Origin of the sequence: Myxococcus stipitatus DSM 14675, from assembly GCF_000331735.1 — a bacterium.
Lineage (GTDB): Bacteria > Myxococcota > Myxococcia > Myxococcales > Myxococcaceae > Myxococcus > Myxococcus stipitatus.
Map to the genome: position 1 here is coordinate 1,453,373 of NC_020126.1, position 15,428 is coordinate 1,468,800.

At 72.1% G+C, this 15,428-nt stretch carries 8 protein-coding genes; 4 read left to right on the forward strand and 4 right to left on the reverse strand.

Annotated features, from left to right (window positions below):
- Positions 1 to 49: 49 nt before the first annotated feature.
- The 4 genes from MYSTI_RS05800 (at position 50) to MYSTI_RS05815 (ending at position 6,648) form a co-directional block, all read left to right on the forward strand.
- Positions 50 to 3,130, forward strand: coding sequence for an aminotransferase class I/II-fold pyridoxal phosphate-dependent enzyme (locus tag MYSTI_RS05800; RefSeq protein ID WP_015346777.1), 3,081 nt, complete (start codon positions 50 to 52; stop codon positions 3,128 to 3,130).
- A gap of 109 nt (positions 3,131 to 3,239) precedes the next feature.
- Positions 3,240 to 4,043, forward strand: coding sequence for an ABC transporter ATP-binding protein (locus MYSTI_RS05805; RefSeq protein WP_015346778.1), 804 nt, complete (start codon positions 3,240 to 3,242; stop codon positions 4,041 to 4,043).
- 163 nt (positions 4,044 to 4,206) lie between these two features.
- Complete coding sequence (locus MYSTI_RS05810; protein ID WP_015346779.1) at positions 4,207 to 5,205, forward strand: SAM-dependent methyltransferase; 999 nt, start codon at positions 4,207 to 4,209, stop codon at positions 5,203 to 5,205.
- Positions 5,206 to 5,256: 51 nt separating this feature from the next.
- Positions 5,257 to 6,648, forward strand: coding sequence for a WS/DGAT/MGAT family O-acyltransferase (locus MYSTI_RS05815; RefSeq protein WP_015346780.1), 1,392 nt, complete (start codon positions 5,257 to 5,259; stop codon positions 6,646 to 6,648).
- Between the two features lie 19 nt (positions 6,649 to 6,667).
- Here the strand turns inward: MYSTI_RS05815 and MYSTI_RS05820 are convergent, their stop codons facing one another.
- From MYSTI_RS05820 to MYSTI_RS44440, 4 genes are all read right to left on the reverse strand, one after another.
- A complete protein-coding gene (locus MYSTI_RS05820; RefSeq protein ID WP_015346781.1) occupies positions 6,668 to 8,074 on the reverse strand; it encodes a sigma-54-dependent transcriptional regulator in 1,407 nt (468 codons plus the stop codon).
- Positions 8,071 to 9,612: a sensor histidine kinase gene (locus MYSTI_RS05825; RefSeq protein WP_015346782.1), complete on the reverse strand. Its 1,542-nt coding sequence runs from the start codon at positions 9,610 to 9,612 to the stop codon at positions 8,071 to 8,073. Before MYSTI_RS05825 ends, MYSTI_RS05820 begins: the two co-directional genes overlap by 4 nt.
- A gap of 246 nt (positions 9,613 to 9,858) precedes the next feature.
- Entirely contained in the window at positions 9,859 to 13,398 is a 3,540-nt protein-coding gene (locus MYSTI_RS44435) for a GspE/PulE/PilB domain-containing protein (protein ID WP_015346783.1), read from the reverse strand.
- 51 nt (positions 13,399 to 13,449) lie between these two features.
- Positions 13,450 to 15,363: an RDD family protein gene (locus MYSTI_RS44440; RefSeq protein ID WP_233278180.1), complete on the reverse strand. Its 1,914-nt coding sequence runs from the start codon at positions 15,361 to 15,363 to the stop codon at positions 13,450 to 13,452.
- Positions 15,364 to 15,428 lie beyond the last annotated feature (65 nt).

Here is a 15,428-nt window from a genome sequence, read left to right on the forward strand (position 1 = left end):
CACGTCCGCGTTGACACCCGGCGATGGGCCCGGGACAGTCCCGCGCGCCATGCCGACCTATCCGTCGTCTCCTCGAGAGGCCTTTCATCTCCTGCGCGCGTTGTCGGAGGATTTGACCCACCCGGAGCGCAGGGCCCGCGCGAAGGGGGAGCTGCGCGAGCTGGCGGAGCTGGCCCGGGAGCAGCCCGAGTCCGCGCCGCTGCGGCTGGTGACGGTGACGGTGGCGGTGGGCGCCTCGCAGGAGCGGCTGGAGCTGTTCCTGTTGCCCTCCATCTTCGCGCCGGAGTCCTGGGCCTATACCTTCCTGGAGGGATTGCTCAGCGTTCCGTTGGATGAGTACGCCGGCAAGCGACTGGTGGAGGTGGGCGCGGGCTCGGGGTGGATCTGCATCGCGCTGGCGAAGTTCACGCGCCTGTCACAGGTCCATGGCGCGGACCTCAATCCGCACTCGCCCGTGGTGGCCCGCTGCAACGCGTGGCTCAACGGGGACGAGAGCCTCGTCTCCCGGCTGTCCTTCGGTGAGAGCGACCTCTTGCGCGGCGTGCCCGCGGAGCCCGGCTGGGACTTCGTGGTGGGGTGCATTCCCCAGGTGCTGCGCACGGAGGAGCTTCCCGAGGAGCTGTCCCAGGCGGATGAGCAGGAGCTGTATGACCTGTCCAACTACTGCACGCTCCAGAACGTCTACGAGGACCACTTCGGTCTCGGCCTCATCGCGCGACTGCTCGACGAGGCCCCCGAGCGGCTCTCGCCCTCCGGCCGACTGCTGCTCAACCTGGCCGGACGCCCGGGGCGCCCCATCATCGACCGCATGTTCACCCGCCGCGGCTTCTCCACGCGGGTGCGCGTGGCGAGGCGCGTGCGTCAGGCGGCGGACACGGACATCCGCCCGTTGGTGGCGCTGGAGCAGCGCACGGGGCGCGAGTTCGAGTTCTTCATGGAGGCGCGCAGCCCGGAGCCCTTGCGCGCGGCCACCGCGCTGGGCTGGCTCCAGGCGGGGCACGCGGTGTGGCACGAGGTGGCGGTCTGGGAAGCTCACCTGACGCGCCCGCGCGAGACGCTGGCCCTGCGCCAGTCGCTGCGTGAGCTGGGCATCGCCTCGCTCCAGGAGGAGCTGGACCTGGGCGCCGCGTCGCCCGAGCAGCTGGGCTTCGTCGCGGCGCTCGCGAAGCGGCTGGCGAGTGGGCCCTTGCTGCCGTACGCGCACGAGGCGGGGGATGCCTCCTTCCGTCGGCAACTGGTCCGCTACCTGGAGCGCTACTTCGGCCTGCGGCTGGGCCAGGACGAGCTGTTCGTCGCGCCCGAGCGGGAGCAGGCGGTGTACTCGCTGCTGATGGCCACGTGCGACGTGGGCGACGAGGTGCTCGTCTCCCGCAACCTGCAGCCGCTGTACGCGCGGGCCTTGGAGAAGGCGGGCGTGCGCGCCACGGTGACGCACACGACGCTGGAGGAGATTCGCCGGCTGCTGTCCGCGTTCGACGTGAAGATGGTGCTGCTCACGGTGGAGAAGGGCGAGCGCACCAACCTCTCCGTGCTGCGCGACATCATCGCGGAGGCGGGGCGGCGCGGCATCTGGGTGGTGCTGGACGAGAGCGCCTTCTTCAACATCACCGGCGAGGTGGAGCCGCTCACGCTGTTCGAGTTCCTGGCGCGCGAGCCCTATGCGCCCAACCTGGTCGTGCTCTACGGCCTGGTGAAGAACGCGGTGTGGCCGGACCTGGAGCTGACGCTGCTGTTGCCCGTGCCGGAGCCGCTGCGCGCGGACCTGGAGGTCGCCGCGGAGGTGACGTACTCGCGCATCAGCACGCTGGCGCAGTGGTTCTACGAGCGCACGTTCTCGGACCTGCTGTCCTTCCGCATCTCCTTCGCGGAGCCGGAGCCTCCCGGGCCTCGGCGCTCGCCGGTGTCGCCGCTGCCGCGCTCGTCCCGCATCCGCGCGCTGTCGGGCTTCCCCGCCTTCGCGCCCAAGGTGTTCCGCGAGGACGACGCGGAGCTGGTGCGGCTGGACTACGGCGAGAATGAAGGGCCGCTGCCGCAGTCGCTGGTGGAGGGCCTCATCGCCGCCGCCGCCGCGCCGCGCGAGGACAAGGCCCAGACGGGCCTAACGGAGACGGTGGCCGCCTATCTCCTGGAGACGCGCGCCGCGCGGTACTCGCCGGAGGAGCTGGTGGTGGCGCCGGGCGTGTGGCCGCTCATCCACCACTTCGGCGTGGCGCTGCGCAGGCGCCTGGGCCGCGTGCCTCGCGTCTTCGTGGTGACGCCTTGCTACGGCGTGCTGCCGCCGACGTTCGTCTCCGCGGGATGTCAGGTGGAGCAGGGGACGCTGGCGGAGCTGCTGGGGCGCAGAGGGCAGGGCGCGCCGGACGCGGTCGTCATCTCCCAGCCGTCGAACCCCACGGGCGTCTACGTGGCGCGCGAGGAGCTGGTGGCGCTGGCCAACTACGTCGTGGAGCAGCGGTGCCTGCTGGTGTCCGATGAAATCTTCGGACTGGTGAACCTCACCAGCCCCACGGCGGAGACGGTGCACAGCCCGGTGACGCTGGAGGGCGCGGTGCCGGGCGTGGGGGCCCGCACCGTGGTGCTGGGCGGACTGTCGAAGGAGTTCGCCGCGGGGGGCCTGCGCGTGGGCTGGTTGGCCTCACGCGACAGGGCGCTGGCGGCGGCGGTGCGAGAGGCGGGGCCTGGCGTGCTGCACCTGGTCACCGCGCGCGCGGCGGCGTACCTGTACGCGGCCTATGTGCGCAGCCCGGAGGGACAGTTGCTCTACGGGGCGAGGCACCGCTCCCTGCGCACCTTCCTGACGAAGATGCGCCGCGAGCTGGCGGAGAAGCGGGAACTGCTCGCCCAGGCCCTGTCCGCGGATGGGCGCTCCTCGGACGCGGGGGATGCGGGAGGACTCTTCCTGGCACCCCGCATGACGTCCTGGCTGGGCCGCGTGGTGGAGGGGGTGCGGCTCACGCCGGAGAACCTGCCGCGCGTCGTCTACGAGCACACGCACGTGGTGCTCAACGGAGGGCCGTGGTGCTCGGACCCCGAGCGGGTGCGCGCCGTCTTCTCCATTCCCCAGGAGAAGCTGGCGAAGGCGTGCGAGCGCCTGAAGGCGTTCGGCGCGAAGCTTCAGCAGGGCTCCTGAGCGCGCCCCGCTCCCCGCTGTGTTGAGCGGGGAGCGAGGACCTGGGACTGGAAGGGGGCTCGCGGCGGTGGATGCGCGCGGCGACACTGCCGGCGTCCAGGGGCGAGTCATGAGCAAGCCTGAGCCGCGCGCGGTCATCGAGCTGGTGGGCGTGCACAAGTCGTTCGGCGAGCAGCCGGTGCTTCGCGGCGTGGACCTGGTGGTGCGTGAGGGCTCCACCTGCGTGCTGCTGGGGGTGTCCGGCTCCGGCAAGACGGTGTTGATGAAGCACGTGGACGGGCTGCTGACGCCGGACCAGGGGCAGGTGCGCGTGGAGGGAGAGGACCTCTCACGCCTGGACGCGGTGGGACTGGCGCGCGTGCGCCGCAAGCTGGGCATCCTGTTCCAGGGTGGGGCCCTGTTCGACTCGCTCAGCGTCGAGGACAACGTGGCCTTCCCGCTGCGAGAGCGGCTGGGGCTCCCCGAGCGGGAGGTGCGCTCGCGCGTGCGGCGCGTGCTGGCCTGGGTGGGCCTGGAGGAGTCCGCGTCGCTGCTCCCCGCCGCGCTGTCCGGAGGCATGCTCAAGCGCGCGGCGTTCGCTCGCGCCATCGTCATGGAGCCGCGCATCCTCCTCTACGACGACCCCACGGCGGGGCTGGACCCCCTCAAGACGCAGTCCGTCGTGGAGGTCATCCTCACGGGCAAGCAACAGTTGAATGCCTCATCTCTCGTCATCACCCCGGATGTGGCCACCGCGTTCCAGGTCGGCGACTCCCTGGCGCTGCTGCACGAGGGGCGCATCGTCGAACACTCCGCCCCGTCGGTGTTCCGCGAATCCCAGCACCCCGCCGTGCGTGCCTTTCTCCATGATTGGCTGACGCGCCGCGCCCGCCATGCGGGGCACCCCGACTCCGCCGCGCCCGCTCCCCACTGATGTGTTGTGTTTGATGTTGGACCCGGACCCTGTTCAAGCGGGGACACATACCCTACCCCTTCGCTGGATGGGGACTTAGTCTGTAATTCCAGCATCATGTGCATTCCCTGTTCGGAGCGCGCGCCGGAGCGCGGACCTCCGACTCACCCCTCCAGGGGAAGTCATGCCCAATCTGCTCGACCTGCCGCGGCAGGCATTGATGGACCTGCGTTCTCGTTTGAGCCACCTCCCCCTGGTCTCGCAGCTTCCCTTGCGCAACGTGGTGCCGGACAGTCTGTCATTGTCGAGCCCCATGCCCCAGGACACCGCGCTGGCGGACCCCGCCCGGGTGCTGGCGTGGCAGAAGGCGTGTGAGCGTTATGTGACGCCGGGGCACGTGGTGATGGATGTGTGCTCGGGGACGGGGCTGCGCACCTTCCTGGCCGCCTCCCGTCGCCCTCGGCACCTGTACGCGGTGGATGGCTCACGCCTCCTCGACACGACGCGCTGGGTCGCGCGACGCAATGGGTTGGAAGACATTGACTTCGTGCGTGCGCACCCCTGGAACTTCCAGGCACCGGAGAAGGTGGACGTGCTGCTGCACGAGCTGCTGGGGGAGGCGCTGTTCGACGCGGGGCTGGTGCCTCGGATGTTGGACTTGCGCTCGCGGCTGCTCAAGCCCGGAGGCCGCATCCTGCCCAACCGCTTCGAGGTCTTCGTGGAGCCGGTGCAGCTTCGCGACGAGGCGTGCATCCCGTTCATCTGGAGCCAGCGCTTCCCCAGCGTGGACTACAGCTGCCTGCAGACGCTGCGCGAGGCGATGAACCCGTCGTACTTCACCCGCGTGGTGCGCTCGTACGAGGTGGACCACCTGCTGTGCGAGCCGGAGCCCGTCTTCGCCTTCGACCTGGAGACGATGACGGCGGACGGCCTGCCGCACCGCGTCCGCTTCGAGCGGCCGGTGACGGAGGAGGGGCGCGTGGACGGCTTCTGCCTCTTCTACAAGGTGGCCTTCGACGCGGAGCTGTCCTTCACGGTGTCGCCGCTGCGCGGTCAGAACCACGCGGGCATGACGCTCCTGCGCGTGGACTCGCGGGAGTTCGAGCGCTACGACACGCTGGGCTTCGAGCTGGAGATGGCGAACCCCGCCGACGTGCGCACGTGGCGTTGGAACTTCTTCTGAGCCCCTCCTTGCGCCATCATCGGGTGGGCGCGACGGGAGGGACTCGAGGCGATGGCGACGCAGGAGCGGATGGCGAGCGTGGACGCGCTCTGGTTCCACATGGAGACGCCCGCCAACCTGATGATGATCACCGTCGTGCTGGGCTTCGAGGGCACGCTCGACTTCGAGCGTCTGCGCGGCCTGGTCATCACGCGCCTGCTGGAGCGCTATCCGCGCTTCCGTCAGCGGGTGGTGCTGGGGCGGCTGGGGGCACCGTCCTGGGAGGACGCGGAGGACTTCGACCTCGACGCGCACCTGGTCCGTCTGCGCGTTCCCGCTCCGGGAGACCGCGGCGCGCAGGAGGCGCTGGTGAGCGAGTGGATGAGCACTCCGCTGGAGCGCTCGCGTCCGCTGTGGCAGGTCCACGTGCTCGAGGGCGCCGAGGGCGGGGACGTGCTGCTGGCGCGGCTGCACCACTGCATCTCCGACGGCATCGCCCTGGCGCGGGTGCTGCTCACGCTCACCGATGGGGACGGCGTCCAGGCCGCGGCGCCAGAGCCCGCGTGGGAGCGCCCGAGGACCTCGGAGGCGGGGCTGGGGCGGTGGATGCGCGGGGCCCTCGCGGTGGCGGGCACGGCGCGGACGGTGCTTCGCAAGGGCGCGGAGCTCGCGGCCGAGCCCATCCTGGCCGGAGACCTGATGCGGCAGGGCGCGCTGGGCGCGGCGGCGTTGGGGAAGTTGATGGTGATTCCGCCGGACCCTCGCACGCCGCTGCGTGGAGCGCTGGGGCCGCGGAAGCGCGCCGCGTGGTCCACGCCCATCCCGCTGGAGCGGGTGAAGGTGGCGGGGCAGGCGCTGGGTGGGACGGTGAACGACGTGCTGCTCGCGGTGCTCTCGGGGGCGCTGCGGCGCTACCTGACGGCTCGCAACGTGCCTCCCGAGGACATGCACGCGCTGGTGCCGGTGAACCTCCGTCCCCTCGACGAGCCCGTGCCGCGGGAGCTGGGCAACCGGTTCGGGGTGGTGTTCCTGCGGCTGCCGCTGCACGCGGAGACGCCTCGGCGGCGGCTGCGTGAGGTGGCTCGGCGCATGGCGGCGGTGAAGAAATCACCCGAGGCCGTGGTGACGTTCAGCGCGCTGGAGCTGCTGGGGTACACGCCCGCGCCGCTCGAGCGGATGGTCGTGGATGTCGTGGGCTCGAAGGCGTCCCTGGTGGCGACGAATGTACCGGGGCCTCGTCAGCCGGTGTCCCTGGCGGGAGTGCGGCTGCGCGAGCTCACCTTCTGGGTGCCCCAGGCGGCGCAGCTGGGCGTGGGGGTGAGCCTCTTCAGCTACGCGGGACAGGTGACGGTGGGGGTGGCCGCGGATGTCCTCCGCGTGCCGGACCCTCGCGTGCTCATCCAGGACTTCCACGACGAGCTGGAGGCCCTGATGGGCGAGGCGGCGACCGCCATGGGGGCGTGACGCCGCGCTCGCACGGGCGCTACAGCAGGCCGTGCTCCTCCAGCTTGTTGTAGAGCGTGCGGCGGCTGATGCCGAGCAGGCGCGCGGCGAGCGTGCGGTTGTCCCCCGCGCGCTTCAAGGCGTCCACCATGGCCTGCCGCTCCATGTCCTTGCGCTGGGACTCCAGCGTGCGCCCTGACTCGGAGCTGGGCGCGTGGGCTCCGGGCTCCGGGGTCACGGGGGCGGCGTGGGACGCGGGAGGGACGGGGCTCGTGAGTCCTGGCTGGCGGGCCAGTTCGCGCATCACGTCCTCGCCCGTCAGCGTCTGTCCATCCGCGAGCACGACCAGGCGCTCCAGGAAGTTCTGGAGCTGGCGCACGTTGCCGGGCCAGGGCTGGGCCTGGAGCACCGCGAGGCCGTCGTCGGTGAGGGTGAAGGGCGGCTTGGCGTTGGTCTTCGCGTGGACGTCCAGGAAGTGCCGCGCCAGGGGCTCGATGTCCTCCGGCCGCTCGCGCAGGGAGGGCAGCCACAGCGGCACCACGTTGAGGCGGTAGAAGAGGTCCTCGCGGAAGCGGCCCTGCTTCACCAGGTCCTCGAGGGGCTGGTGGGTCGCCGCGACGAAGCGCACGTCCACCTTCAGCGTCTGGGTGCCGCCGAGCCGCTCCAGCTCTCGCTCCTGGATGACTCGCAGCAGCTTCACCTGGACGGTGGGGGAGATGTCGCCGATTTCATCGAGGAACAGCGTGCCCCCGTGCGCCAGCTCCACCCGGCCGGGCTTGCGCGTGGCCGCTCCCGTGAAGGCGCCCTTCTCGTAGCCGAACAGCTCGCTCTCCAGCAGCGTGTCCGGCAGCGCCGCGCAGTGCAGCTTCACGAAGGGCCCGGCGCGACGAGGACTGCCGTCGTGGACCGCCTTCGCCGCCAGCTCCTTGCCCGTGCCGGACTCGCCGCGCAGCAGCACGGTGGCCATGCCCGTGGCGGCCTTCGCCAGCAGCGCCTGCACGTCCTGCATCCGGCGGCTGCCCCCCACGAAGGCGCTGGGGGTGCGCAGGGGCTCGTTCGCCTCGTCGCCGTGGGCTCGCAGCAGGGCCTTGCGGATGGTGAAGAGAATCTCCTCCCGGTCGAAGGGCTTGAGCACGAAGTCCGCGGCGCCCGCCTTCATCGCCTCCACGGCCAGCGGCACGGTGCCATGCGCGGTGAGCAGGATGACGGGGACGTCGGGCCAGTTCCGGGCGATCTCCGTCAAGAGCCGCATGCCGTCCATGCCGGGCATGCGCACGTCACTCACCACGACGTCGACGGGCTTTCGCTCCAGGTGCGCGAGCGCCTCCTGGCCATCCTTGGCGGCGTAGGTCGTCAACCCGGCCTGGGCCAGCAGCGCGCCCAGCACCTTGGCCACGGCCGGGTCGTCGTCCACCAGCAGCACGGTCCCCTTCAACGCCTCGCTCACGCAGCCTCCCCTTCGATTCCACTGCCGGCGTGCGGGACGGCTTCCGGCAGGCGCAGGCGCACCACCGTACCGTGTCCCTCCCGGCTTGTCAGACGCACCGTGCCTCCGTGGGCCTCCACCACCCGGCGAACGAATGCCAACCCCAGGCCACTCCCGGAGGCCTTGGTGGTGAAGAAGTCGTCGAAGGCCCGCTCCTTCGTGCGCGCGTCCATGCCCTCGCCGGTGTCCTCCACCTCCACCACCAGGGCCTTGCCGTCGCGCAGCGTGCGCACGGTGAGGGTGCCGCCCCGAGGCATGGCCTCGATGCCGTTGAGCACCAGGTTCTCCACGGCGTTGGACAAGAGGTCCGCGTCCGCGGCGCACGGAGGGAGGCCCGGCTCCAGGTCGCGGAGGATGGTCGTCTGGCCGGGGCTCGCGAAGGCCTGGAGTGACAGGACCCCTTCGACGAGTCCGCCCAGGTCCACGGCGTGGAGGCGGGGCTCCACGCGCGCCATCCGCTGGTAGGTGTCGACCACGCGCCCGAGCCGGTCCACCTGCTCCAGCATGAGGTCCAGGAACTCGCCCTGGTGGTCCCAGGACTGGCCGCGCGCGTGCTCTTCCTTGAGGTACTGCGCGGCGCCCTTCAGCGCGGCGATGGGGTTCTTCAGGTCGTGCGCCATCTGCGCGGAGAAGCGGCCCAGGGTGGCCAGGCGGTTCATCCGCTCGTCGCGGGTGACGAAGGCGGTGACGCCTCGGCGCGCGGCGGCGAGCAGCGCGAAGGTGATGGCCGTGGTGAGCACCACGAGCACGCTGACCTGCGCGGCGAAGAGGCGGAAGACGGCGAGGTAGGCCAGCACGCCCACGCCCGCCAGGGGCACGGCGAGCAGGGCCATCCAGGGGGCCTCGGCGCCCACGTCGCGCTCGAAGAGGCCGATGCGCAGCGCGGCCAGCGTCATCATGGGGAGGCCCAGCAGCGTCCCCACGTTGCCCAGCCGAGGCACCTGCGACAGGTCCAGCTCCCCCGCGAACTCCGTCAACATCATCCCCACGAGCAGGCCCAGCCCTACGACGACGAGCCCCGCGCGGGCTCGCTCATCGGGGTGCTTGGCGTCTCGCAGGTGCAGGCCCAGCAGCGCGAAGCCTCCGCACAGGGGCGGCGCGATGAGCACGGTGGAGATGAGGCCGATGTGCCAGGTGGACAGCCGGGCGGTCAGGGTGGGGGCCCCGAGCGCGGCGAGCAGCACCAGGGAGAGCGCGCCCATGACGCCGTAGGTGCCGTACATGGCCCAGGCCGAGCGCCTGCGTCGTCCCACGAAGGTGAGGATGAAGTGCAGGGTGCTGGGGAGGGTCATCACCATGGCGGCGAAGCTGACCAGCCTCCAGCCGGGCTCTCCCGAGCGCTCGATTTCGAAGTTGGTGATGTTCCAGGTGGAGAGGGTGATGGACAGGAGCGACAGCGGCAGCGCGAGCGGGTTGCGCCCGACGCGCGCGAGCACCAGGCCCGCGAGCGCGAGCAGCCCGGCGCAGGCGATGAGGTTGAGCCACATCCCGCTCGTCATGGTGTCGCGTCTCGTGCCGGAGTCACTGGGGCCAGCATAGTCCGGGTGGGTGGACCGCTGACGCGGTCATCCGACGACCGTGAGAACCGCGGGCGGTCGAAGTCCCTCCGTGTGCTGAGACAGTGGGCAGGCTCAGGCGGCGAGCGTCGGGCCGGGTCCTGACCGCGTCGCGCCGTGACTTCGTGCGCTGTCTCGGGCGTGTCCTTGTTGTCGACGCGCCCGAGAGTGCCGGTTGGATGCTCGTGGCTAGAGCAGGCCCAGGCGACGCGCGTTGGCCGGAGCCACCGCGGCGGCCTCCCAGCGGCGCACCGCGCCTTCGCGCTCGGACTCCGGCGCGTCCGCGTAGTAGCCGAGGGTGTCGTTGAGCGCGCGGCTCAGCTCCTCGATGGCGGCGAGCCGCACGTCGAGCTCGCGATGGCGCAGCGCCGTGATGAGCCAGTCCGCGCGACGGCGGCTGCGGTTCTCCGCCCACCAGGCCGCCCACTGCTTGGGACTGAGGCCCAGCGGCATGCGCGTCACCTCACGCAGCGCCTCCGCCGCGGCCTGGGCGCACATCTCGTCCTCGCTGCGCGTGAGCTGGATGAGGCCCTCGACGGCGTCGCGGTCGTGCAGGGTGCCCAGGGCTCGCGCGGCGAGCGCTCGGCGCATCATGTCCCTGCTGTTGAGCTCCTGCCGCAGCTCCCTCATCGCGGAGTCCAGACGCGGCAACTGCTTGAGCGCGGCGGAGGCCACTCGCGCGGCGCTGGAGATGTCCGGTTCCAGGTCGAACAGGCCGCGCAGCACGCCGTCCACCAGCTCCACGTAGGGCAGGTTGCCCGCGGTGAGCAGCGCGAAGTAGCGCGTGTCCGCGTCGTGCGAGTCCAGCAGCGGCGACAGGGCTTGCGCCGCGGGCCGGCCCAGCCGCGACATCGCGGCGGGAATCGGGCCGAGCTCGTCCGCCTCCGGCAGCTCGACGACGGGCAGGCGGCTCCACGCGGTGGGGCCTGGGAAGTGTTGCGCGAGGACCCGGGCGCTGGCCTCGGGTGAACGGGCCAGCTCCACCATGGCGCTGGAGCGCTGCGCCGCATCCGGGCCCGTGAGCCGACGCAGGAGCGGGGCGAAGTCCGGCGGCGGGCGCTCTTCCTGCGACTGCGCACGAGGAGGCAGCGCGGCGGCTCGGCCCACGGTGCCTGAGCCGCCTCGGCCGAAGAAGGGACTCCAGCCCAGGCCCGCCACCACCGCGGGTGCAGGCGCGGGCGCGGTGGCGACCGGCACGTCCACGTCGATGGAGATGTCCTCCTCGGGACTGCGCGGCGCGGAGAGGCGCTGCTTGCGGAAGAGGATGAGCTCCTGGAAGGCGGAGGCCAGGTCCTGGCAGAACAGGATGTAGTCCGACAGTCGGCGCTGGCTCATGGGCTTCTGCCCACAGTCGCCGTAGAGGATGGCCACCAGCCGGCCCTTCACCTCCACCGGGTACAGGAAGACGGTGCGCGGCGTCTGACGGCCGAACAGTTCCAGGTAGTGCCGCGTGAGGGCATCCGGGGACAGCGGTCCCGCATAGCTTCCTCGCGTCACGGCCACCGTGCGGAAGACGCTGCTCGCGTCGAGCGGCACGGACACCTGGGCGAGCTGCTCACCCGACATGCCGTCGCCACGGGCTTCCCAGCCCACTGCCGCGCCTCGCAGGACCGCGAAGGCCGCGACGTAGTCGAACGTGCGGCGGCCGAAGCGCAGCGCCACGTCCATCAGCTTGTCGCGGTCCTTGGTGGACTCCTTGAGGGCCGCGCGCGCCTGCGCCAGCGTCCAGTCCGGCACGTCCTGGTTCGTGGACGACGGAGGAGGGCGGGCTTCCGGCTCGGTGGAGCGCGCTCGCCCCGGCGCTGGCGTGTTCGCCTTGCCGGGGTTGGGGAAGACGATGAAGGCGGGCTCGTTCGAGCGCTGCGGAGCGTTCGTGGTGCCCGAGGTTCCGAAGCGGAGCGTGGAGGGCGTCGGTGCTTCGTGGGTGGCCGACGCGGACGGAGGACCCGGAGGCCAGATTTGCGGAGGGAGCCCCGGCTGCGCGGGCGACGCCGGCGGCCACACGGACGGCGCGGGACTGGTGTCCTGTGCGCCTGGGCGAGGAGCCGATGCGGAGGGCTGAGGGCTCGTGCGCTGTGCGGGGCTCGTTGCTGGCTGCGTACCGTGGGCGGTGTTGGCCGCCACGGTGCGAGATGCGGATGCGCTCGCGGAGCCCATGGCTCCGTGCTGTGCGGCGCCCGTCATCCCGGGCTGCTGTGTCGTGCCTGCGGCCCCGTGCTGAGCTGCTCCTGTGGCACCGGTGTGCTGCGCTTGCGGTGCTGCACCGGCTGTCCCGTGAGGGGGCTGCGGTGCGGAACCCGTGGCCGCGTGGGAGGGCGGCTGCGAGGAACCTGTGGTCCCGCGAGGGGCGTGCTGCGCGGAACCCGTGGCTCCGTGAGAGCCCGGTTGTGCGGAACCCGTGGCTCCGTAGGGCGCGGACTGCGCGGAACCTGTGGCCCCGTGAGAGGCTGGCTGCGCGGAACCCGTGGCCCCGTAGGGCGCGGACTGCGTGGAGCCTGTGGCCCCGTGGGACGACGGCTGTGCAGAGCCCGTTGTGCCGTAGGGCGCGGACTGTGCGGAACCGGTGGCCCCATGGGAGGACGGCTGCGCGGAACCCGTGGCCCCGTGAGAGCCCGGCTGCGCGGAACCCGTGGCTCCGTAGGGGGAGTGCTGCGCGGAGCCGGTTGCTCCGTGAAGGGGCTGCTGTCCAGTGCCCGTGGCCCCGTGACCGGACGGCTGTGCACCGCCCGTCGCCCCCGGGGTCCTTTGCTGCGTGGAGCTCGTCGCACCGGGCTGCGTGGCACTCGTGGCCGCGGAATGGGCCGGAGGCTGAGCGGCACCCGTGGCTGCCACACGCGCGGCTCCGGACGGAGGCGCTTGGGTGGTCGACGCAGCTCCCTGCGCGGAACCCGTGCCGACCGCGCGGGACGCTGACTGCGCGGTCTCCGCCGAAGCTCCCGGCATCGACGCGTGCGCGGGCGTGGCGGTGAGCACGGGCGGCTGCGCCGGGCGGGACGTGTCGGGCCGGGACGGCTGTGAGCCCCCCGGCATGTTCAGGCGCAGCGGCGCTCGGACGAAGGCGGGAGGCGGCGCGGCCGCCGTATCAGGGGGCGGAGGCGGCGGCGGGCGCTGAGGGTCTCGCTGCTCGGGCCGAGCGGCGGAACGGACCTCCGAGGCCACCGGCTCCTTGGCCACCGACTGGGCCAGCCGCTCCACCATCTCCACCGTGAGGGACTCCTCGGGGGGAGGCGGGGGCGGAGGCGTGACGGGGAGCTGCTGCTCCGGGTCCAGCGCCGCGACCAGCTGAATGAAGCGCGGAGCCAGGGGCTGGCGGTAGATGGTGGAGATCCACTCGCGGATGCGGATCTCCGTGGCCACCCACAGCTCCAGCGGCTTGCCGAGCAGGAACCCGACCTCGTCGAGCTCCTTCTTGGGCACCGGATACGCGCAGGCGACGTGCAGCGTCTGGCCGTCCAAGGAGAGCGGCACCACGCAGAGCCGCTCGGCGATCTTGGGCGGGATGAAGGAGGCGACCTCCGCGTTGGGCTCGAAGTCGACCAGGTTCACCGGACGGAAACCCGACACGTCTCCGAGCAGCGAGAGCACATCCGCCTCGCTCGAGAGCCCCTGTTCCAAGAGGACCGTGTCCAGGTGCCCGCCCTGGGCCTGCTGGTGACGCAACAACTCTCCCGCCTTCTCCTGGGAAAGGAGTGTGCGGGAGACGAGAAGCTGAGCAAGGCGGGCGGGCATGGAGACGCGGCATCTTACGGCCGCGGCCGCAAGGCACAATGAAGCGGTGGGTCAGCTCGGTTGAACGACGAAAGTGGACGTCAGCTTGTCATGGAGCGTCTGTCCACGGCGATCAAAGAGCGCCATCCAGAATCCGCCCAGGAAGAGGACGAAGGAGACACTCGAGAGCATCGCCCGGACGATGGCGCGCCCCGGGGCGGGGGCCAGCCCGTGTGTGTCCACCAGGCGCAGGCCCAACAGGAGCCGTCCGAGTGTGCGTCCGTTCCAGAGGAAGGCCGCCACCGCGCAGTACACGAGCGCCAGGAGCAGCACGAGGAAGAAGCCCGGCAGCAGCACTGTGTGCAGAGCCCGCAGCCAGGCGACGAAGCCGTCCAGACCGGACAGGCCGGCTTCCGGGGACTTCACGCCCGTCACGGAGGACGCGAGGGTGATGTACAGCGCCGCGACGCCGCCGATGGCCGCCGTGTCGATGGAGAAGGAGAGCAGCCGCCGCCACAGGGAGGCCGGGCGCGCGTGGACCTCCGCGACACCGGGCTGGGAGCGGGACGGCGCCGCCTGCGGGCGAGGCTTCTCGGCGCGGGGCGTGGCCTGCTCCATCACCGGCAGCCCCGGGGCGGGAGCCACGGACTGGAGCGGGGGGAGGCTGAAGGAGGCCGGGTCCAAGGGCTCCATCGGGGGCAGACCCGAAGAATCCGCCTCCAGGTGGAGGTGACTCGAGGGGGCCTGCGCCATCTGGGGCAGACCCGACGCGGCCGACTCCGTGCGAGCCACCCCTGGCAAGGCGGCCGACAGCGGCGCCTGGCCCGGAGCCGCCGCCATGGGGGGCTGGCCCGACGCGGGGGCCATGCGAGGCAGGCCCGTCGAGGACGCCGCGGGGTGCTGCCCCTCGGAGGCCGCCAGGTGCGACGGTCCGGAGGAGGGCATGTGCGGCAGGCCCGAAGTCGCCGCGTGAGGCTGTGCCGAGGTCGGCATCTGAGGCTGCGCCGGAGTCCCCATGCGCTGCTGACCCGAGGCCGCCGCGTGCGGCAGGCCCGAGCCCCCCACATGCTGCTGACCCGAGGCCGCCATGCGCTGCTGACCCGAGGCCGCCGCGTGCTGCTGCGCCGAACCCGCGGCCTGCGGCAGACCCGAAGCCGCGTGAGGCTGAGAACCCACGGCCTGCGGCAGACCCGAAGTCGCGCGAGGCTGAGAACCCACGGCCTGCGGCAGACCCGAAGCCGCGTGAGGCTGAGAACCCGCCGCGTGCGGCAGCCCTGCCGCTGCGTGAGACGGCGCCGAACCCGCCGCGTGCGGCAGACCCGAAGCGGCGTGCTGCTGCGCCGAACCCGCCGCGTGCGGCAGACCCGAAGCCGCCGCCTGGAGGTGCCCCGCGGGCCCCATCCGGGGCAGGCCCGACGGCGCCGGAGCCTTGGGCTCGGTGAAGGGTGTGCCCGGGAGGGTGTCCGCGACGGGGCTCACCGACTCCGGCCCCACGACGGGAAGCGCCGGACCCGCCGCTGCCCGAGCACGCGCGGCACTCGGCGTCCCGTAGGCGGGCGTCATCGGCGACAGGGACGGCTGCACCGAGGCCGGCGGGGGCGGAACATTCAGGGGGAACCCACTCCCCCCCGGCGCCTGGGGCTGTGCCTGGGCCCAGGCGGGCTGACCGGAGGCGGGCCGGGCCGCGGGCGTCATGCCCGGGGGCGTGGGCCTCGCGATTCCGGGCGCGTTTCGCGGCGTGGCCACTCGCGGCTCGGCGGGCGGCGGAAGGGGACCGGCGAGCGGGGCCACGGCGGGCGGCGGCGCGGGGCTGCGCTCAGCGAAGGCGGGGCCCTCGGCGCGGCCGGGGGCCCGGCGGTCGATCATGAGGTCCCGGTCGAGGAAGCTCGGCACGCCCGGCAGAGTGGTCTGGGCGGCGGCCTTGGCGCAGGCGGGGCAGTCTCCGACGGGCGGCAACAGCGCTCCGCACTTCATGCACTTGGACAACGGGCTCCTCCGGGCTGACGACGGCTTGCGCCATGAAAAAACGTCCGCACCGAAGGAGCAAGAAA